At 66.6% G+C, this 14,673-nt stretch carries 15 protein-coding genes; 10 read left to right on the plus strand and 5 right to left on the minus strand.

Annotated elements, in window-relative coordinates:
- Positions 1 to 88 precede the first annotated feature (88 nt).
- The 4 genes from ABQE44_RS02970 to ABQE44_RS02985 all read left to right on the plus strand — a co-directional run bounded on the left by ABQE44_RS02970 (position 89) and on the right by ABQE44_RS02985 (position 5,067).
- Entirely contained in the window at positions 89 to 1,849 is a 1,761-nt protein-coding gene (locus tag ABQE44_RS02970) for a DUF3556 domain-containing protein (RefSeq protein WP_448393318.1), read from the plus strand.
- A gap of 119 nt (positions 1,850 to 1,968) precedes the next feature.
- Complete coding sequence (locus ABQE44_RS02975) at positions 1,969 to 3,114, plus strand: thiolase family protein (RefSeq protein WP_448428186.1); 1,146 nt, start codon at positions 1,969 to 1,971, stop codon at positions 3,112 to 3,114.
- Positions 3,111 to 3,917, plus strand: coding sequence for a crotonase/enoyl-CoA hydratase family protein (locus tag ABQE44_RS02980; RefSeq protein WP_448393320.1), 807 nt, complete (start codon positions 3,111 to 3,113; stop codon positions 3,915 to 3,917). Before ABQE44_RS02975 ends, ABQE44_RS02980 begins: the two co-directional genes overlap by 4 nt.
- A gap of 7 nt (positions 3,918 to 3,924) precedes the next feature.
- Complete coding sequence (locus ABQE44_RS02985) at positions 3,925 to 5,067, plus strand: acyl-CoA dehydrogenase family protein (RefSeq protein WP_448428188.1); 1,143 nt, start codon at positions 3,925 to 3,927, stop codon at positions 5,065 to 5,067.
- 73 nt (positions 5,068 to 5,140) lie between these two features.
- Here ABQE44_RS02985 and ABQE44_RS02990 read toward each other — a convergent pair whose 3' ends face one another.
- Positions 5,141 to 5,854 carry a fasciclin domain-containing protein gene (locus ABQE44_RS02990; protein WP_448393322.1) on the minus strand — a complete coding sequence of 238 codons (714 nt, stop codon included), beginning with the start codon at positions 5,852 to 5,854 and terminating at the stop codon, positions 5,141 to 5,143.
- Between the two features lie 282 nt (positions 5,855 to 6,136).
- Here ABQE44_RS02990 and ABQE44_RS02995 point away from each other — a divergent pair, with 282 nt between their 5' ends.
- From ABQE44_RS02995 to ABQE44_RS03005, 3 genes are read left to right on the plus strand one after another with little or no spacing between them, the layout of a single operon-like run.
- Positions 6,137 to 6,661, plus strand: a complete 525-nt coding sequence (locus ABQE44_RS02995) for a gamma carbonic anhydrase family protein (RefSeq protein ID WP_448393323.1) — start codon at positions 6,137 to 6,139, stop codon at positions 6,659 to 6,661.
- Between the two features lie 29 nt (positions 6,662 to 6,690).
- The gene (locus ABQE44_RS03000) at positions 6,691 to 7,839 is read left to right on the plus strand and encodes an NAD(P)H-binding protein (protein WP_448393324.1); all 1,149 of its coding nucleotides are present in this window, start codon (positions 6,691 to 6,693) and stop codon (positions 7,837 to 7,839) included.
- Positions 7,836 to 8,546, plus strand: coding sequence for a CPBP family intramembrane glutamic endopeptidase (locus ABQE44_RS03005; RefSeq protein ID WP_448393325.1), 711 nt, complete (start codon positions 7,836 to 7,838; stop codon positions 8,544 to 8,546). Before ABQE44_RS03000 ends, ABQE44_RS03005 begins: the two co-directional genes overlap by 4 nt.
- 1 nt (position 8,547) lies before the next feature.
- Here ABQE44_RS03005 and tet(V) read toward each other — a convergent pair whose 3' ends face one another.
- Both tet(V) and ABQE44_RS03015 read right to left on the minus strand, forming a co-directional pair.
- Entirely contained in the window at positions 8,548 to 9,816 is a 1,269-nt protein-coding gene (gene tet(V) / locus ABQE44_RS03010; RefSeq protein ID WP_448428308.1) for a tetracycline efflux MFS transporter Tet(V), read from the minus strand.
- A gap of 87 nt (positions 9,817 to 9,903) precedes the next feature.
- Entirely contained in the window at positions 9,904 to 10,722 is an 819-nt protein-coding gene (locus tag ABQE44_RS03015; RefSeq protein ID WP_448428190.1) for an enoyl-CoA hydratase, read from the minus strand.
- An 88-nt stretch (positions 10,723 to 10,810) separates the two neighbouring features.
- On the opposite strand from ABQE44_RS03015, the gene ABQE44_RS03020 reads away from it, so the two are divergent.
- Genes ABQE44_RS03020 through ABQE44_RS03030 form a run of 3 tightly spaced genes read left to right on the plus strand, consistent with a single transcriptional unit; the run spans position 10,811 to position 13,690 of the window.
- Positions 10,811 to 11,902 (plus strand): CaiB/BaiF CoA transferase family protein, encoded by a 1,092-nt coding sequence (locus tag ABQE44_RS03020; protein ID WP_448428192.1) that lies wholly within the window; start codon positions 10,811 to 10,813, stop codon positions 11,900 to 11,902.
- 18 nt (positions 11,903 to 11,920) lie between these two features.
- Positions 11,921 to 12,685: a 3-hydroxyacyl-CoA dehydrogenase gene (locus tag ABQE44_RS03025; RefSeq protein ID WP_448393328.1), complete on the plus strand. Its 765-nt coding sequence runs from the start codon at positions 11,921 to 11,923 to the stop codon at positions 12,683 to 12,685.
- 6 nt (positions 12,686 to 12,691) lie between these two features.
- Complete coding sequence (locus ABQE44_RS03030) at positions 12,692 to 13,690, plus strand: NAD(P)H-dependent flavin oxidoreductase (protein WP_448393329.1); 999 nt, start codon at positions 12,692 to 12,694, stop codon at positions 13,688 to 13,690.
- 75 nt (positions 13,691 to 13,765) lie between these two features.
- Here ABQE44_RS03030 and ABQE44_RS03035 read toward each other — a convergent pair whose 3' ends face one another.
- Positions 13,766 to 13,897 carry a hypothetical protein gene (locus ABQE44_RS03035; RefSeq protein ID WP_448428194.1) on the minus strand — a complete coding sequence of 44 codons (132 nt, stop codon included), beginning with the start codon at positions 13,895 to 13,897 and terminating at the stop codon, positions 13,766 to 13,768.
- 183 nt (positions 13,898 to 14,080) lie between these two features.
- On the minus strand, positions 14,081 to 14,617 hold the full coding sequence (locus tag ABQE44_RS03040) for a DoxX family protein (protein WP_448428196.1): 537 nt from the start codon (positions 14,615 to 14,617) through the stop codon (positions 14,081 to 14,083).
- Positions 14,618 to 14,673 lie beyond the last annotated feature (56 nt).

Here is a 14,673-nt window from a genome sequence, read left to right on the forward strand (position 1 = left end):
CGCGGCGATCGCGACCATGTTGTAGTTTTCGCGAAGCGGACGTGAGGATCTAGGGCCGCCGAGCTAGAACACGTTCTAGTCTTTGAGCATGGGGTTCTTGAAACAAGACGCGCCGGTCGTCGACTACGAACAGTGGAGCAAGGGCACCCGCGCCGAGAAGATCGTGCCGATGGCGCGGCACTGGGCCGAGGTGGGGTTCGGGACGCCCGTCGTCCTGCACCTGTTCTACGTCGTCAAGATCTTGCTCTACATCCTCGGCGCTTGGCTGGTGTTGCTCACCACCGAGGGCATCGACGGGTTCACCAACGTCACCTCCTGGTACAACGAGCCGATCGTGTTCGAGAAGGTCGTGCTCTACACGATGCTGTTCGAGGTCGTCGGCCTGGGATGCGGGTTCGGGCCGCTGAACAACCGCTTCTTCCCGCCGATGGGCTCGATCCTGTATTGGTTGCGGCCCAACACCATTCGGCTGCCACCGTGGCCGACCCGCATCCCGCTGACCAAGGGGACCAGGCGCACACCGTTCGATGCGCTGCTGTATGCCGCGCTGGTGGTGATGCTCGTCGTGGCCTTGTTCTCCGACGGCACCGGCCCGATCCCCGAACTCGGGACGACGGTGGGTGTGCTGCCGGTGTGGCAGATTTGGGCGATCCTGGGCCTCCTCGCGGTGCTGGGGCTGCGCGACAAGGTGATCTTCTTGGCCGCCCGCGGCGAGGTGTATGCCTCGCTGGCGGTGTGCTTTCTGTTCGCAGACGCCGACATCATCCTCGCCGCCAAGCTGGTCTGCCTGACGATTTGGCTGGGCGCGGCCACATCCAAGCTCAACAAGCACTTCCCGTTCGTCATCTCGACGATGATGAGCAACAACCCGGTGTTCCGGCCGAAGTGGATCAAACGCAAGTTCTTCGAACGCTTTCCGGACGATCTGCGGCCGGGTCGGCTGTCGCGATGGCTTGCGCACTTCAGCACCGCCATCGAGGGCCTGGTCCCGCTCGTATTGTTCTTCTCGGGCGGCGGCTGGCCGACCTACATCGCCGCGTTCATCATGGTGTGCTTCCACTTCGGCATCCTGTCGTCGATACCGATGGGTGTTCCGCTGGAGTGGAACGTCTTCATGATGTTCGCCGTGGTGGCGTTGTTCGTCGGGCACGCCGGGATCGGGCTGGGCGACCTGCAGAGCCCCTGGCCGATCGTGCTGTTCGCCGTCCTGGCCACGACGGTGGCGCTGGGAAACCTTTTTCCCCGCAAGGTGTCCTTCCTGCCGGGGATGCGCTACTACGCGGGCAACTGGGACACCGGGCTGTGGTGCATGAAACCCTCAGCCGCCGAGAAGCTCGAGAAGGGCATCGTGTCGATCGCGAGTATGCCGCAGGCGCAGATGGAACGCTACTACGGCAGCCCCGAGACCGCGCAGATGTACCTCTACATGGGATATGCGTTCCGCGCCTTCAACACTCACGGCCGCGCGATGTTCACGCTTGCGCACCGCGCGATGGCCGGACACAACGAGGACGACTATGTGTTGACCGACGGGGAGCGCATCTGCAGCACCGCGATCGGATGGAACTTCGGCGACGGCCACATGCACAACGAGCAGCTCATCGACGCGCTGCAGGAGCGCTGTCACTTCGAACCCGGTGAGGTCCGGGTCGTGTTGATCGACGGCCAGCCCATCCACCGCCAGACCCAGCAGTACCGGTTGGTGGACGCGGCCACCGGCGAATTCGAGCGGGGCTTCATCCGGGTCGCCGACATGGTGACGCGCCAACCCTGGGACGACACCATCCCGGTGCAGGTGACGTGGCGGGATTCCGCGCAACCGCGGGCGGATCGAGACCCCGCGCATTAGCAATTCCGCCTACCAACCAGTAGGTTGACCTAGTAAACCTTGTTCGTTTACGTTCAGGGGTGACCCGTTTCGGGCCGAGCCCTGCGTGGGAACAACATCGAACTTCGAAGGAGAAGGTCATGGCTGAAGCCGTCATCGTCGAGGCCGTGCGGTCGCCGGTCGGCAAGCGCAACGGCGGACTGTCGGGCGTCCATCCCGGCGAGCTGTCGGCGCAGGTCCTCAACGGTCTCGTCGAACGCGCGGGCGTCGATCCCGCGCTGGTCGACGACGTCATCTGGGGTTGTGTCATGCAGGCCGGTGAGCAGGCGCTCGACATCGCCCGCACCGCGGTGCTCGCGGCCGGGTGGCCTGAGACCGTGCCGGGGGTCACCGTCGACCGCCAGTGCGGTTCGAGCCAGCAGTCAGTGCACTTCGCCGCCGCGGGCGTGGTCGCCGGCCACTACGACGTGGTGGTCGCAGGCGGCGTGGAGTCGATGTCACGCACGCCGATGGGTTCCTCGCTGGCCAACGGCGGGCACCCCTACCCCGATGCGTTCCGCAACCGCTACCAGCAGACCCCGAACCAGGGCATCGGCGCCGAGATGATTGCCGAACAGTGGGGCTTCGACCGCACCGCGCTCGACCAGTTCTCGCTGGATTCCCATGAGAAGGCCGCCGCTGCACAGGATTCGGGCGCCTTCGATGACGAGATCGTCGGGATCAAGGACCAGGACGGCAATCCAGTGCTCAAGGACGAGGGCATCCGCCGCGGCACCACCCTGGAGAAGATGGGCCAGCTGAAGCCGGCGTTCAAGGAGGACGGCGTCATCCATGCCGGTAACTCCTCGCAGATCTCCGACGGCTCGGCTGCGCTGTTGTTCATGTCCGCCGAGAAGGCGAAGTCGTTGGGCCTCAAGCCGATCGCGCGCGTTCACACCGCGACGCTGGCCGGTGCCGACCCGGTGATCATGCTGACAGCACCGATTCCCGCTACCCAGAAGGCGCTCAAGAAGTCCGGTCTGAGCGTCGATGACATCGGCGTGTTCGAGGTCAACGAGGCGTTCGCCCCGGTGCCGCTGGCGTGGCTGAAGGACATCGGCGCCGACGAGAAGAAGCTCAACCCCAACGGTGGTGCGATCGCGCTGGGACATCCGCTCGGCGGCTCGGGCGCCCGCATCATGACGACGATGCTCTATCACATGCGGGCCAAGGGCATTCAGTACGGCCTGCAGACCATGTGTGAGGGTGGCGGGCAGGCCAACGCCACCATTCTCGAGCTGCTGTGACCGAAGAGGCGACCGCCCCGGCCGCTCTGAGCGAGCGGCGGGGCAGGAATGATGACGTACTGCTCATCACCCTCAACCGGCCCGAGGCGCGCAACGCCGTCAACAGCGCGGTGAGCACCGCCGTCGGCGACGCGTTGCAGCAGGCGCAAGACGATCCCGAGGTGCGCGCGGTGGTGCTCACCGGCGCCGGCGAATCGTTTTGTGCTGGAGCCGATCTCAAGGCGATTTCGCGTCGTGAGAACCTGTTCCACCCAGACCATCCGGACTGGGGTTTCGCCGGGTACGTCCGGCACTACATCGACAAGCCGACCATCGCCGCGGTCAACGGCACCGCACTGGGCGGTGGCACCGAGCTGGCGCTGGCCAGCGATCTGGTGGTGGCCGAGCGGCGGGCCAAGTTCGGTCTGCCCGAGGTCAAGCGTGGCTTGATCGCGGCGGCCGGCGGGGTGTTCCGGGTCGTCGATCACCTGCCGCGCAAGGTCGCGATGGAGTTGTTGTTCACGGGTGAACCGATGACGTCGGACGACGCGCTGAAGTGGGGCCTGATCAACGAGGTGGTGCCCGACGGCACCGCGGTCGACGCGGCATTGGCGCTGGCCGAACGGATTACGTGCAATGCACCGCTGGCGGTGTGGGCCAGCAAGCGGGTGGCGATGGGCGTCGACGACGGCGTGATCGTCGGCGACGAACCGGGCTGGACCAGAACCATGAGCGAGATCGCCACCGTGATCCGCTCCGAGGACGCCAAAGAAGGACCGCTGGCCTTCGCCGAGAAGCGCCAGCCCGTATGGAAAGCAAAGTAAGCAAGTAATGAAACGACTGGTTTTCGAACCCGAGCACGAGCAGTTGCGCGAGACGGCACGCCAGTTCCTGGAAAAGGAATGCGCACCGCACGTCGAAAAGTGGGAGCAGGACCGGCTGGTCGCGCGCGAATCCTACGCTGCCGCAGGCAAATACGGGCTCATCGGGTTCAACATGCCCGAGGAGTACGGCGGCGGCGGTGTCGACGACTTCCGGTTCAACGCGGTCATCGTCGAGGAGTTCGCGAAGTTCGGCCCGGCCACCCCGGGGCTGAGCCTGCAGAACGACATCGTCGGGCCCTATTTCGCGTCGCTGGCCAACGAGGAACAGAAGCGGCGCTGGCTGCCCGGCTACATTACCGGCGAGCTGATCGGCGCCATCGCGATGACCGAGCCCGGTGCGGGCAGCGACCTCGCCGGCATCAAGACCACCGCCGTCCGCGACGGTGACGACTGGATCCTCAACGGCTCCAAGACCTTCATCTCCGCAGGCATCAACAGCGACCTGGTCATCGTGGTGGCCCGCACCGACCCAGAGGCCGGGCACAAGGGCTTCTCGCTGCTGGTCGTCGAGCGCGGCATGGAAGGCTTCGAACGCGGCCGCAAGCTCGACAAGATGGGGCTGCACGCCGCCGACACCGCCGAGCTGCACTTCGAGAATGTTCGGGTGCCCGGTAGCAACCTGCTCGGCAAGGAGGGGCGGGGCTTCTACCACCTGATGACCAACCTGCCGTCGGAGCGGTTGTCGATCGCCGTGGCCGCCATCGCCGGCGCGCGCGCGACGTTCGATGAGACGCTGCAATATGTCAAGGACCGCAAGGCTTTCGGGCAGCCCATCGGTAGCTTCCAGCACAACCGGTTCGTGATGGCCGAGATGGCCACCGAGCTGGAGATCGCCGAGCAGTACATCGACCGGTGCCTGCGCGCGGTGGTCGACGGGGAGCTGACGGCCGTGCAGGCGTCCAAGGCCAAGTGGTGGTGCACCGAACTCGGCAAGCGCGTGGTCGACAACTGTGTGCAGCTGCACGGCGGCTACGGCTACATGAACGAGTACAAGGTCGCCCGCGACTACGTCGACGTGCGCATCCAGACGATCTTCGGCGGTACGACCGAGATCATGAAGGAGATCATCGGCCGCGACCTGGGTTTGTAATCCGTCGAGACCAACGTTTTGGCGGATTCAACGCGCATGTATCCGCCAAAGCGTCCGTCTCGGCGAAACCGGGTCAGCCGATGGGGGCTTCGGCGGCCGGGACCGGCGACGGCTCCGTCGTCGTGGTGGGCGTCTCGGTTGTCGTCGTCGCCGAGGCCGTCGGGGTGGCGGCCGCCGGCGGGTTGGTCGGATCCAGCACCGTGTCGATCAGATAGATGCGGGCATTATCGGCCTGGATACCGCCGCAGACCACCTTGGCGGTGTCGTTGACGGTGATGTCGCCGCCCGTACCGGTCACCTTGATCTCCGCGCCCTGCTGGGTGGGCCGCTGCCCCTTGACGTCGTTCGGGCCCAGAATGCCGAGGAACACGTGGTAGTAGTCCAGGTCGGTCAGCGCGGCCGGATCAGCTTTCAACGCGTCGAGCTGCGCAGGCGGCAGCGCCGCGAAGGCCTCGTTGGTCGGCGCGAACACCACATACGGGCCGTTCTCCAACACCGGCACGACGTTGACCGCCGGGTTGAGTCCACCCGAGATCGCCGAGTAGAAGGTGCTGGCCTCCGGGATGCTCTGCAGCGCCTGCCCGACCGGCAACTGGGCTAGCGCCTCCCAGTTCGGCACCGCCTCCCTGAAGGCGTCGCAGCCCGGCCCCTCCGGATTGGGAATCTCGACGGTGGGCTCCGGCTCCTCGGCCGGCTGGGCATACGCGGTTACCGCCAACGGCACAGAGAGGGCCATCGCCGCGATTCCGGCGGCGGCGCCAATGGCCTTGCTGGTGCGAGTCTTCACTTACAGCTCCTCGGCTCGGTTCACGTCGTCACGCATGTTAAAGGCACTCGAGCGACAACACCAAAGCGATGACCACGCAAAACACCAGCGGCACCCGGCCTGAGCTGCGGGTTTTCATTGGTCAACGGTCGCGTCACACAGCGTCTCCGATACCTTCCACAACGCGGCGGCGCCACGGCCCGTCAGCACCATGTGCGCGCCCGTCGACGCCGTCGACCACGTCCACCGCAGTGCGCACGGCTGCTCAGGTTATCTGAACGGGTCATGCCTACGATGGCGCGCATGCCCGAACCGCTGATCCTGCCCATCCGTGGCAACACCCCCCAACTCCACGCCGAATCCTGGGTGGCGCCGAACGCGGCGGTGATCGGTCAGGTCACCCTCGCGGCCAGGGCCAGCATCTGGTACGGAGCGACGCTGCGCGCCGAGTTCGAGCCGATTGAGGTCGGCTCCGGCACGAACCTCCAGGACGGGGTCACCGTGCACGTCGACCCCGAATTCCCGGTGAGCGTCGGCGCGGGCGTGAGCGTCGGCCACAACGCCGTGCTGCACGGTTGCGTGATCGAGGACGACGTGCTCATCGGCATGGGCGCGGTTATCCTCAACGGTGCGCGGATCGGAAGCGGGTCGCTAATCGCTGCGGGCGCGCTGGTGCCGCAGGGGATCGTGGTGCCACCGCGCTCGCTGGTTACCGGCATCCCCGGGACCATCCGCCGCGAGCTCAGCGAGGCCGAGGTCGCAGGGAACCGGTACAACGCACAGGCGTATCAACGGCTCATCGAACTGCACCGCGAAGCGACCGGCTAAATTCCGGGTCTATCGGGTACAGCCCTACTGTGAAAACTGTGCGGATCCTGGTCACCGGCGCGACCGGCTACATCGGTTCACGTCTTGTCACGACCCTGCTCGACCAGGGCCACGACGTCGTCACCGTCAGCCGAAACCCGGCTCGGCTGGCCGGTTTCGGCTGGTACGAACGCGTCACCGCGGTGTCGCTGGACGCGCACGACGCGGCGTCGGCGCGGCAGGCTTTCGCCGACGCGGGCCCGATCGACGTCGTGTACTACCTCGTGCACGGCATCGGCGAACCCGATTTCCGGGACGCCGACAAGCGCGCGGCGACCAACGTGGCCAACGCCGCCAAGGACGCCGGTGTGCGACGGATCGTGTATCTGGGCGGCTTCGTGCCCGACGAGCACGACCTGTCCGAGCATTTGACCAGCCGCGCGGAAGTCGCCGAGGCGTTGCGGGTGGACGGTGGCGCGGACGTGGTGTGGTTGGGCGCGGCGATGATCATCGGGGCTGGGTCGACGTCGTTTGAGATGCTGCGTTACGTCGGTGACCGGTTCCTGGTCATCCCGTTGCCTGCCTGGTCGGCCAACCCGATCGATCCGATCTCGATCCAAGATGTGCTGTACTACTTGGTCGCTGTGGCCGACGTCGACCGTGTGCCCGCAGGCGCCTACGACATCAGCGGTCCGGAGACCACGTCCTACGGCGATCTGATGCGCAGCTATGCGCGTATCGCGGGCAAGTGGCGCGCCGAACTGCCGGTCGTCGGTATCGATGTCGGCGTGGTGTCGTGGATGACGGCTGCGGTGCTGCCGGTCCCGGGCGGGCTGGCCGCGGATCTCGTTGAGTCACTTGATCATCCGATGATGGCCTCCGATTCGGGGCTGCGTGACCTCGTCGGTGAGCCGCCCGGCGGGCTGGTGGACATCGACGAGGCGATCACCCGTGCACTTTCGAGTCGGCGGCCGATGCCGGTCGACGAACTCGCCGACCCGCATCATCTGGCCGACACCGATCCGGTGTGGGCCGGCGGCGACACGCTGCGCATCCGCCAACTGGCCCGTGCCGTAACGCCGTCGATCGCGCGGCCGGCGCTGGGGTTGATCGGCGCGGTGCCGGGGCCCGTCGCGGCGGCCGTGCGCACCGGACTCGACACCTTGCTGGGCTTGGTGCCGAAGGCCCGCCCCGCATGACCTCTACCGACGGGTTCCTCAGCGAGGTGCGCGATATCGCCACCACCGTCGCCGTCCCACATAACGAACCGCCCGGGGTGATCCGTCGCCGCCGCATCACCGTGGCTGTGGTGTTGGTGGTCGGCGCTGTGCTGCTTGGCTATTCGCTCACCCGGTCGCCCGGCGACGAATCTTTCTACTGGCTGACGCTGGCGCTGGCCGCGGTGTGGGCGCTCGGTGCGCTGGTGTCGGGCCCGCTGCATCTGGGGTGCGTGAGGTTTCGTGGACGCAACCAACGGCCGGTGATCACCGGCACGGTCGTCGGGCTGGCGTTGGGCGGCGCGTTCGTCGTGGGCGGCCTGATCGCACGCGAGATCCCCGGCGTGCGCGAATACATCACCCGTGTCCTCGAATTCGCCGACTACGGTCCGCTGGTGTTGGTCGTCTTCATCACGGTGGTCAACGGGGTGGCCGAGGAGATGTACTTTCGCGGTGCGCTCTACACCGCACTGGGCGGTTTTCATCCGGTACTGGTCTCGACGGTGCTCTATGTCGTTGCGACATCGGCGACCACTGGGAACCCGATGCTGGGCTTCGCCGCGATCATCCTCGGCACGGTCTGCGCGCTGGAGCGCCGAGCGACCGGCGGCGTGCTCGCACCGATGCTCACCCACTTCTTCTGGGGTTTGGTCATGGTGCTCGCACTGCCGCCGATCTTCGGCGTCTAGCTCACCGCAGCGGGTGGGCCAGCTCGTCGCGGCGCATCCGCGCGGCCCACATCGCGATCGCGGCCAGCAGCGGCGGCGCGATTCCGGCCACCAGGAAGATCGTTTGCATGGAAACGACTTTCGACAGTGGTCCGACGATCGCGAACGACACCGGCAGGAACGCCAGCGAGACGAAGAAGTCCAGGCTGGACACTCGGCCCAGCATCGCCCTCGGCACCCGCCGCTGCAACAGCGTGCCCCAGATGACCATGCCTGCACCGTCGGTGACGCCGATGACGAACGTCGCCGCCGCCATCAACGCAAACGACGCGGTGAAACCAAACACCACCAGCGGTATGGACCCCAGGCCCCACATGGCCATCATCACCGTGAGGTAGCGCCGTGGTAGCCGGCCCGACGAAACCACCAGCGCGCCAAGGGCGCTGCCCATACCGAAGAACGCGAGGATGAAGCCGTAGCGGCGGGCGCCGTCGGCGAACCGGTCGTTGGCCACGAACGGCAGCAGCACCTCGATCGGGCCCAGCACCACGAGCACGAACATGCTGGCGAACAGCAACGTCCACAACAGCCACGGGGTGCCGAGCACGAACACGAAGCCGTCGCGCAGATCCCGCAGCACATGCGAATTATGCGTGGAAGCAACAGGTGTCAGGTCCGGACGGGTCGCGATCAGCAACGCCAGGCCGAGGGTGAACAGGACCGCGACGACCGTGGCGCCCAGTGCCGGGAACGTCGCTCCGATGACGACGCCTGCGACGGCGGGGCCGACGGCGCGTTGAAACACCGGGCGCACCACGCCTTCGACGCCGTTGGCGGCGAGCAACTGCTCGGGCGGCAGGATCCGCGGCAGGATCGCGCTGTAGGCCGGGAAGAAGAACGCCGCCCCGCCGCCCAGCGCCGCCGCACCCACCGCCAGATGCCAGATCTGCAGCGAGCCAAACATTCCCAGCGCCGCGATGGTCGACGAGGCGAGTACGTTGACCGTCTGGACCGCGATGATGATCGCGCGTTGCGGCAACCGGTCGGCGGCGATCCCGCCCACCAGCACCAACCCGACAAGGGCGGCGCCGAAGCACGTCGTCACCAGCGACAGCGACACCGGGTCGTTGTTGAGTTCGATCACCTGCATCGCCAGCACGACCGCGAACATGCCGTCGGCGAAGATCGACAGCGTGACCGCCGTGATCAGCAGCCGGTACTCGCGGAACCGAAACGGTGCGAGTACGCGCCAGCCGCCGGCGTCGCGGACCGGCTTGATATCGAATTGCATACTCACCCACAGATGGTCGCCGACGCGTCATCGCGGCGTCCACCGATTTTTCTCCCTGTGCGCGGGGCCCGCGGGGTGAGCGGGAGCCTAGAAGTCGGAGAACTTGGCGGGGCGGCGCTGCTGGAATGCGGTGATGCCCTCGATGAAGTCCGGCGAGGTCAGCAGCGCCAGCTGACCCTCCCGCTCACGACCCAGCGCCGATTCGAACTCGGTCAGGGTCGCGGCGTTGATGGCGTGCTTGGTCTTTCGCAGCGCCACTGCCGGCCCCGACACCAGCGTGGTGAGCATCTCGTCGACCATGGCGTCGAACTCGTCGGCCGGATGGACCGCGGACACCAGGCCCCAATCGTAGGCGTCCGCGGCGGTGATCCGCTCGGCCAGCAGCGCCATCCGGAACGCGCGGATGCGGCCGATCGCGGCGGCCACCAGCGCCGAGGCCCCGCCGTCGGGCATCAGCCCGATCTTGGTGAACGCCAACATGAAATAGGCGTTCTCTGAAGCGAGTACGACGTCGCAGGCCAGCGCCAGCGACACGCCGACACCGGCCGCCGGGCCGTGCACCGCCGCGACGACGGGCTGGGGCAGGTTCACGATCGAGCGGACCGCGCGGTTGGCCGCATCCAGCACCGAGGCCGGACCGTCGACGCTCTTCTGCGCCTGGTCGTCGTCGCCGATGCCGGCGCCGGAACAGAACCCGCGACCCGCGCCGCCGAGCCGCACCGCCTTGACGCGCGAATCAGCGGCCGCGGTTTCGAGTGCGTCCGCGATACCGTCCAGCATCGGTCGGGTCAGTGAGTTGAGGCTGTCCGGCCGGTTCAGCGTCACCGACAGCACGCCGTCGGACAACTCCACAAGAAGATTGTCGGTACCGGTGTAGGTATGCACGCTGGAACCCGCGGTTGTCATGGCTGCACCCTAAATCCGGTCCACTTGGTTATACAAGTAAGCTATGTCGGCGGTCGGCAGCGTTCGCGCGGATGAAGGGCGGTTGAGTATGGCTGGACCACTGCACGGACTTCGAGTCATCGAACTGGCCAGCATCGGCCCGGGTCCGCACGCCGCGATGATCCTCGGCGACCTCGGCGCTGACGTGGTGCGCGTCGACCGGCCCGGCAAAATGGGCGGCGTCGGAACCAAGAACCGCGAAGCCACCCTGCGCAACCGCCGGTCGGTGACCGCCGACCTCAAGTCAGAGGAAGGCCGCGACCTGGTGCTGCAGCTCGTCGCCAAGGCCGACGTACTCATCGAAGGTCTGCGCCCGGGGGTGACCGAACGGTTGGGCCTGGGCCCCGAGGACTGCGCGAAGGTCAACGAACGCCTCATCTATGCCCGGATGACCGGTTGGGGCCAGACCGGTCCGCGGCGGCTGCAGGCGGGCCACGACATCAACTACATCTCGCTCAACGGTGTGCTGCACAGCATCGGGCGGGCGGGGGAGCGGCCCGTTCCGCCGCTGAACCTCACCGGCGACTTCGGCGGCGGATCGATGTTTCTGCTCGTCGGCATCCTCTCGGCGCTGTGGGAACGGCAGACCTCCGGCAAGGGCCAGGTGGTCGACGCCGCGATGATCGACGGGTCCAGCGTGCTGGCCCAGATGATCTGGGGCTTCCGCCAGGACGGGCTGTGGTCCGACGAGCGCGGGGTCAACATCCTCGACGGCGGCGCCCCGTACTACGACACCTACACCTGCGCCGACGGCCGCTACATCGCCGTCGGCTGCATCGAGCCGCAGTTCTACGCGGAGTTCCTCAAGGGCCTGGGCCTGGACGGGGAGGACCTGCCCGACCAGAACGACGCCGGTCGCTGGCCTGAACTGCGCGCCCGCTTCACCGAGGTCATCGGCGGAAAGGACCGCGGCCACTGGGCGAAGGTGTTCGCCAACAGCGATGCCTGCGTGACGCCGGTGTTGTCGTTCGGTGAGGTGGAGTCCGAACCGCACGTCACCGAGCGCAGCACCTTCTACCGGGACGGTGACCATCTGCAGCCGATGCCCGCGCCTCGGTTCTCGCGCAGCGTGTTGCCGACCCCAACACCGCCCGGCGAGGCCGGCGCGGACACCGAAGCCGTCCTGCGGGACTGGACGTAGAGAAGGGAATTCATTTCAGTGGAGATCAAAGACGCTGCAGCCGTCGTCACCGGAGGCGCTTCGGGCCTCGGCCTGGCGACCACGAAGCGACTGCTCGACCGCGGCGCATCGGTCGTCGTCATCGACCTCAAGGGTGGTGACGCCGTCGCGGAACTCGGTGATCGCGCCAAGTTCGTCGAGGCCAACGTGACCGACCCCGATGCGGTGACCGCGGCGCTGGACGAGGCCGAGAAGATGGGTCCGCTGCGCATCAACGTCAACTGCGCGGGCATCGGCAATGCGGTCAAGACGCTGTCCAAGGACGGGCCGTTTCCGCTGGACGGCTTCAAGAAGGTCGTCGAGGTGAACCTGATCGGCACCTTCAACGTGCTGCGGCTGTCGGCCGAGCGGATCGCCCGGCAAGAGCCCCTCGCCGGAAAGAACGGGAGTGAGCGCGGCGTCATCGTCAACACCGCGTCGGTGGCAGCGTTCGAAGGGCAGATCGGCCAAGCCGCGTACTCGGCGTCCAAAGGCGGGGTGGTCGGCATGACGCTGCCGATCGCGCGCGACCTCTCGCGCGAGTTGATCCGCGTCTGCACCATCGCACCGGGTCTGTTCAAGACGCCGCTGCTGGGCTCGCTGCCCGAGGAGGCGCAACAGTCGCTGGGCAAGCAGGTGCCGCATCCGGCCCGCCTCGGCGATCCCGACGAGTACGGCGCGCTGGCCGTGCACATCGTGGAGAACCCGATGCTCAACGGTGAAGTGATCCGCCTCGACGGCGCCATCCGAATGGCCCCGAGGTAGGCCCCGATGGCAATCAGGACGAAGTTCACCGAGACGTTTGGGGTCGAGCACCCCATCGTGCAGGGCGGTATGCAGTGGGTTGGTCGCGCGGAACTCGTTGCAGCGGTGGCCAATGCGGGTGCGTTGGGTTTCATCACCGCGTTGACCCAGCCGACGCCTGCGGATCTGGCCAAGGAGATCGACCGGTGCCGCGAGCTCACTGACAAACCGTTCGGGGTGAACCTGACGATCCTGCCGACCATCAACCCGCCGCCCTATGACGAGTACCGGCAGGTGATCGTCGACTCCGGTATCAAGATCGTCGAGACCGCCGGCTCCAACCCGGCGCCGCACCTGCCGATGTTTCACGACAACGGGATCAAGGTGCTGCATAAGTGCACATCGGTGCGCCACGCGGTCAAGGCGCAGAGCCTCGGTGTCGACGGCATCAGCATCGACGGTTTCGAATGTGCGGGCCATCCCGGTGAGGACGACATCCCGGGGTTGGTGCTCATCCCGGCGGCGGCCACCAAGATCGACATCCCGATGATCGCCTCGGGCGGCTTCGCCGATGCGCGGGGTCTGGTGGCCGCGCTGGCGCTCGGCGCCGACGGCATCAACATGGGTTCGCGGTTCATGTGCACGGTCGAGTCGGCGATCCATCAGAACGTCAAGGAAGCGATCGTGGCGGGCAGCGAACTCGACACCGAGCTGATCTTCCGGCCGCTGCGCAATACCGCCCGCGTCGCCAGCAACAAGGTGTCGCGCGAGGTGGTGGAGATCCTCGACCGCGGCGGGCAGTTCGAGGACGTCAAGGACCTGGTCGCGGGAACCCGCGGCGTCAAGGTGTTCGAGGTCGGCGATTTGGATGCCGGCATCTGGAGTGTCGGCACGGCGATGGGCCTCATCAACGACATCCCCACCTGCGGTGAGTTGGTGTCGCGGATGGTGGCCGAGGCCGAGGAGATCATCAGCGACCGGCTGACCGGCATGGTCGAAGCCGACCAGGAAGAAAGTGTGGCGTAAAGCAGGGATCAGCGAGGGGCCCGCGGTGGGCAAACAGTCACGGCCGACCGCGCCGCTCGCTCGGGGCGCGTGAGGTCAGACCGCGGTGCGCAGCGGCTGGTCGTCGTCGAGCTGTTCGGAGGTGTCGCCTTCTACCAGGACATCGCCGTGGTAGAGCGCCTCGAAATCAACCTTGATGACATCGGCACTGGTGTCGTCGATCCACATGTACTGAACAGTAACCATTACGTCTAAGGATTCATTGAGTCACGATTCGGAATATCGTGGCAATTCTTACCGCCGGGTAGGTTCCGCGGCCTGTTTTGGCGCGGCTCTTAGCGCCGAGCAGACGCAAAGTCGCGTGTTGACACGCCGAAATGTGCGAGTTTGCGTCTGCTCACCCGGGGAAAGTTACCGAGCCGGCGCGGTGAAGTGGATCGGGTTCGTGCCGTTGAGCGCGACCCAGGTCAAGATCGCTGCCGCGAACGCCGCGACCAGCAGTCCCACGGCGATCCGCGGCGACCAGGTGGTGCGGCCCAGGACCCGAGCATCGACCGAATATGCCCCCGCCCCGGCGAACAGCAGCGCAGCTGTGCCGATGCCGATCAGGAACGGCACGTTGAACGGCTGCGACCAGAACGCGGCCGTCGAGACGTTGACCGCCCAGGCGTCGATCATCGCCGCGATCACCGCGAACGCGGCCAGCGGCGTCAGCACGCCGAGGATCAACGCGATGCCGCCGAGGGTCTCGGCGGTGGTGACCATCAGCGCGGCCAACGTGGGGGCCCGCCAACCGCCGGCCGTCATGAACTCGACCGTCGTGCTGAAGTCGAAAGCCTTGATCAGACCGGCCTGAAGAATCGCCGCGCCGACCCCGATACGCAGGATCAACAGGCCGATACCACCGGTGGCCGCCCGGGCTGGGGTGTGCAGTTCCGTTGTCGTCATATCGAATACGACTACCAGAGCAGGCTGAACTCATCGCACGATCTCTCGCTGAACGG

The sequence above is a fragment of the Mycolicibacterium sp. XJ2546 genome (assembly GCF_053483195.1).

Excerpts from the sequence above, each read along its gene's own strand:
- ABQE44_RS02985 (WP_448428188.1), top strand. The coding sequence starts at position 3,925 with ATGAAACGACTGGTTTTCGAACCCGAGCACGAGCAGTTGCGCGAGACG.
- ABQE44_RS03005 (WP_448393325.1), top strand. The coding sequence starts at position 7,836 with ATGACCTCTACCGACGGGTTCCTCAGCGAGGTGCGCGATATCGCCACC.
- ABQE44_RS03030 (WP_448393329.1), top strand. The coding sequence starts at position 12,692 with ATGGCAATCAGGACGAAGTTCACCGAGACGTTTGGGGTCGAGCACCCC.
- ABQE44_RS02970 (WP_448393318.1), top strand. The coding sequence starts at position 89 with ATGGGGTTCTTGAAACAAGACGCGCCGGTCGTCGACTACGAACAGTGG.
- ABQE44_RS02995 (WP_448393323.1), top strand. The coding sequence starts at position 6,137 with ATGCCCGAACCGCTGATCCTGCCCATCCGTGGCAACACCCCCCAACTC.
- ABQE44_RS02975 (WP_448428186.1), top strand. The coding sequence starts at position 1,969 with ATGGCTGAAGCCGTCATCGTCGAGGCCGTGCGGTCGCCGGTCGGCAAG.
- ABQE44_RS03035 (WP_448428194.1), bottom strand. The coding sequence starts at position 13,897 with ATGTGGATCGACGACACCAGTGCCGATGTCATCAAGGTTGATTTCGAG.
- ABQE44_RS03040 (WP_448428196.1), bottom strand. The coding sequence starts at position 14,617 with ATGACGACAACGGAACTGCACACCCCAGCCCGGGCGGCCACCGGTGGT.
- ABQE44_RS03020 (WP_448428192.1), top strand. The coding sequence starts at position 10,811 with ATGGCTGGACCACTGCACGGACTTCGAGTCATCGAACTGGCCAGCATC.
- ABQE44_RS03015 (WP_448428190.1), bottom strand. The coding sequence starts at position 10,722 with ATGACAACCGCGGGTTCCAGCGTGCATACCTACACCGGTACCGACAAT.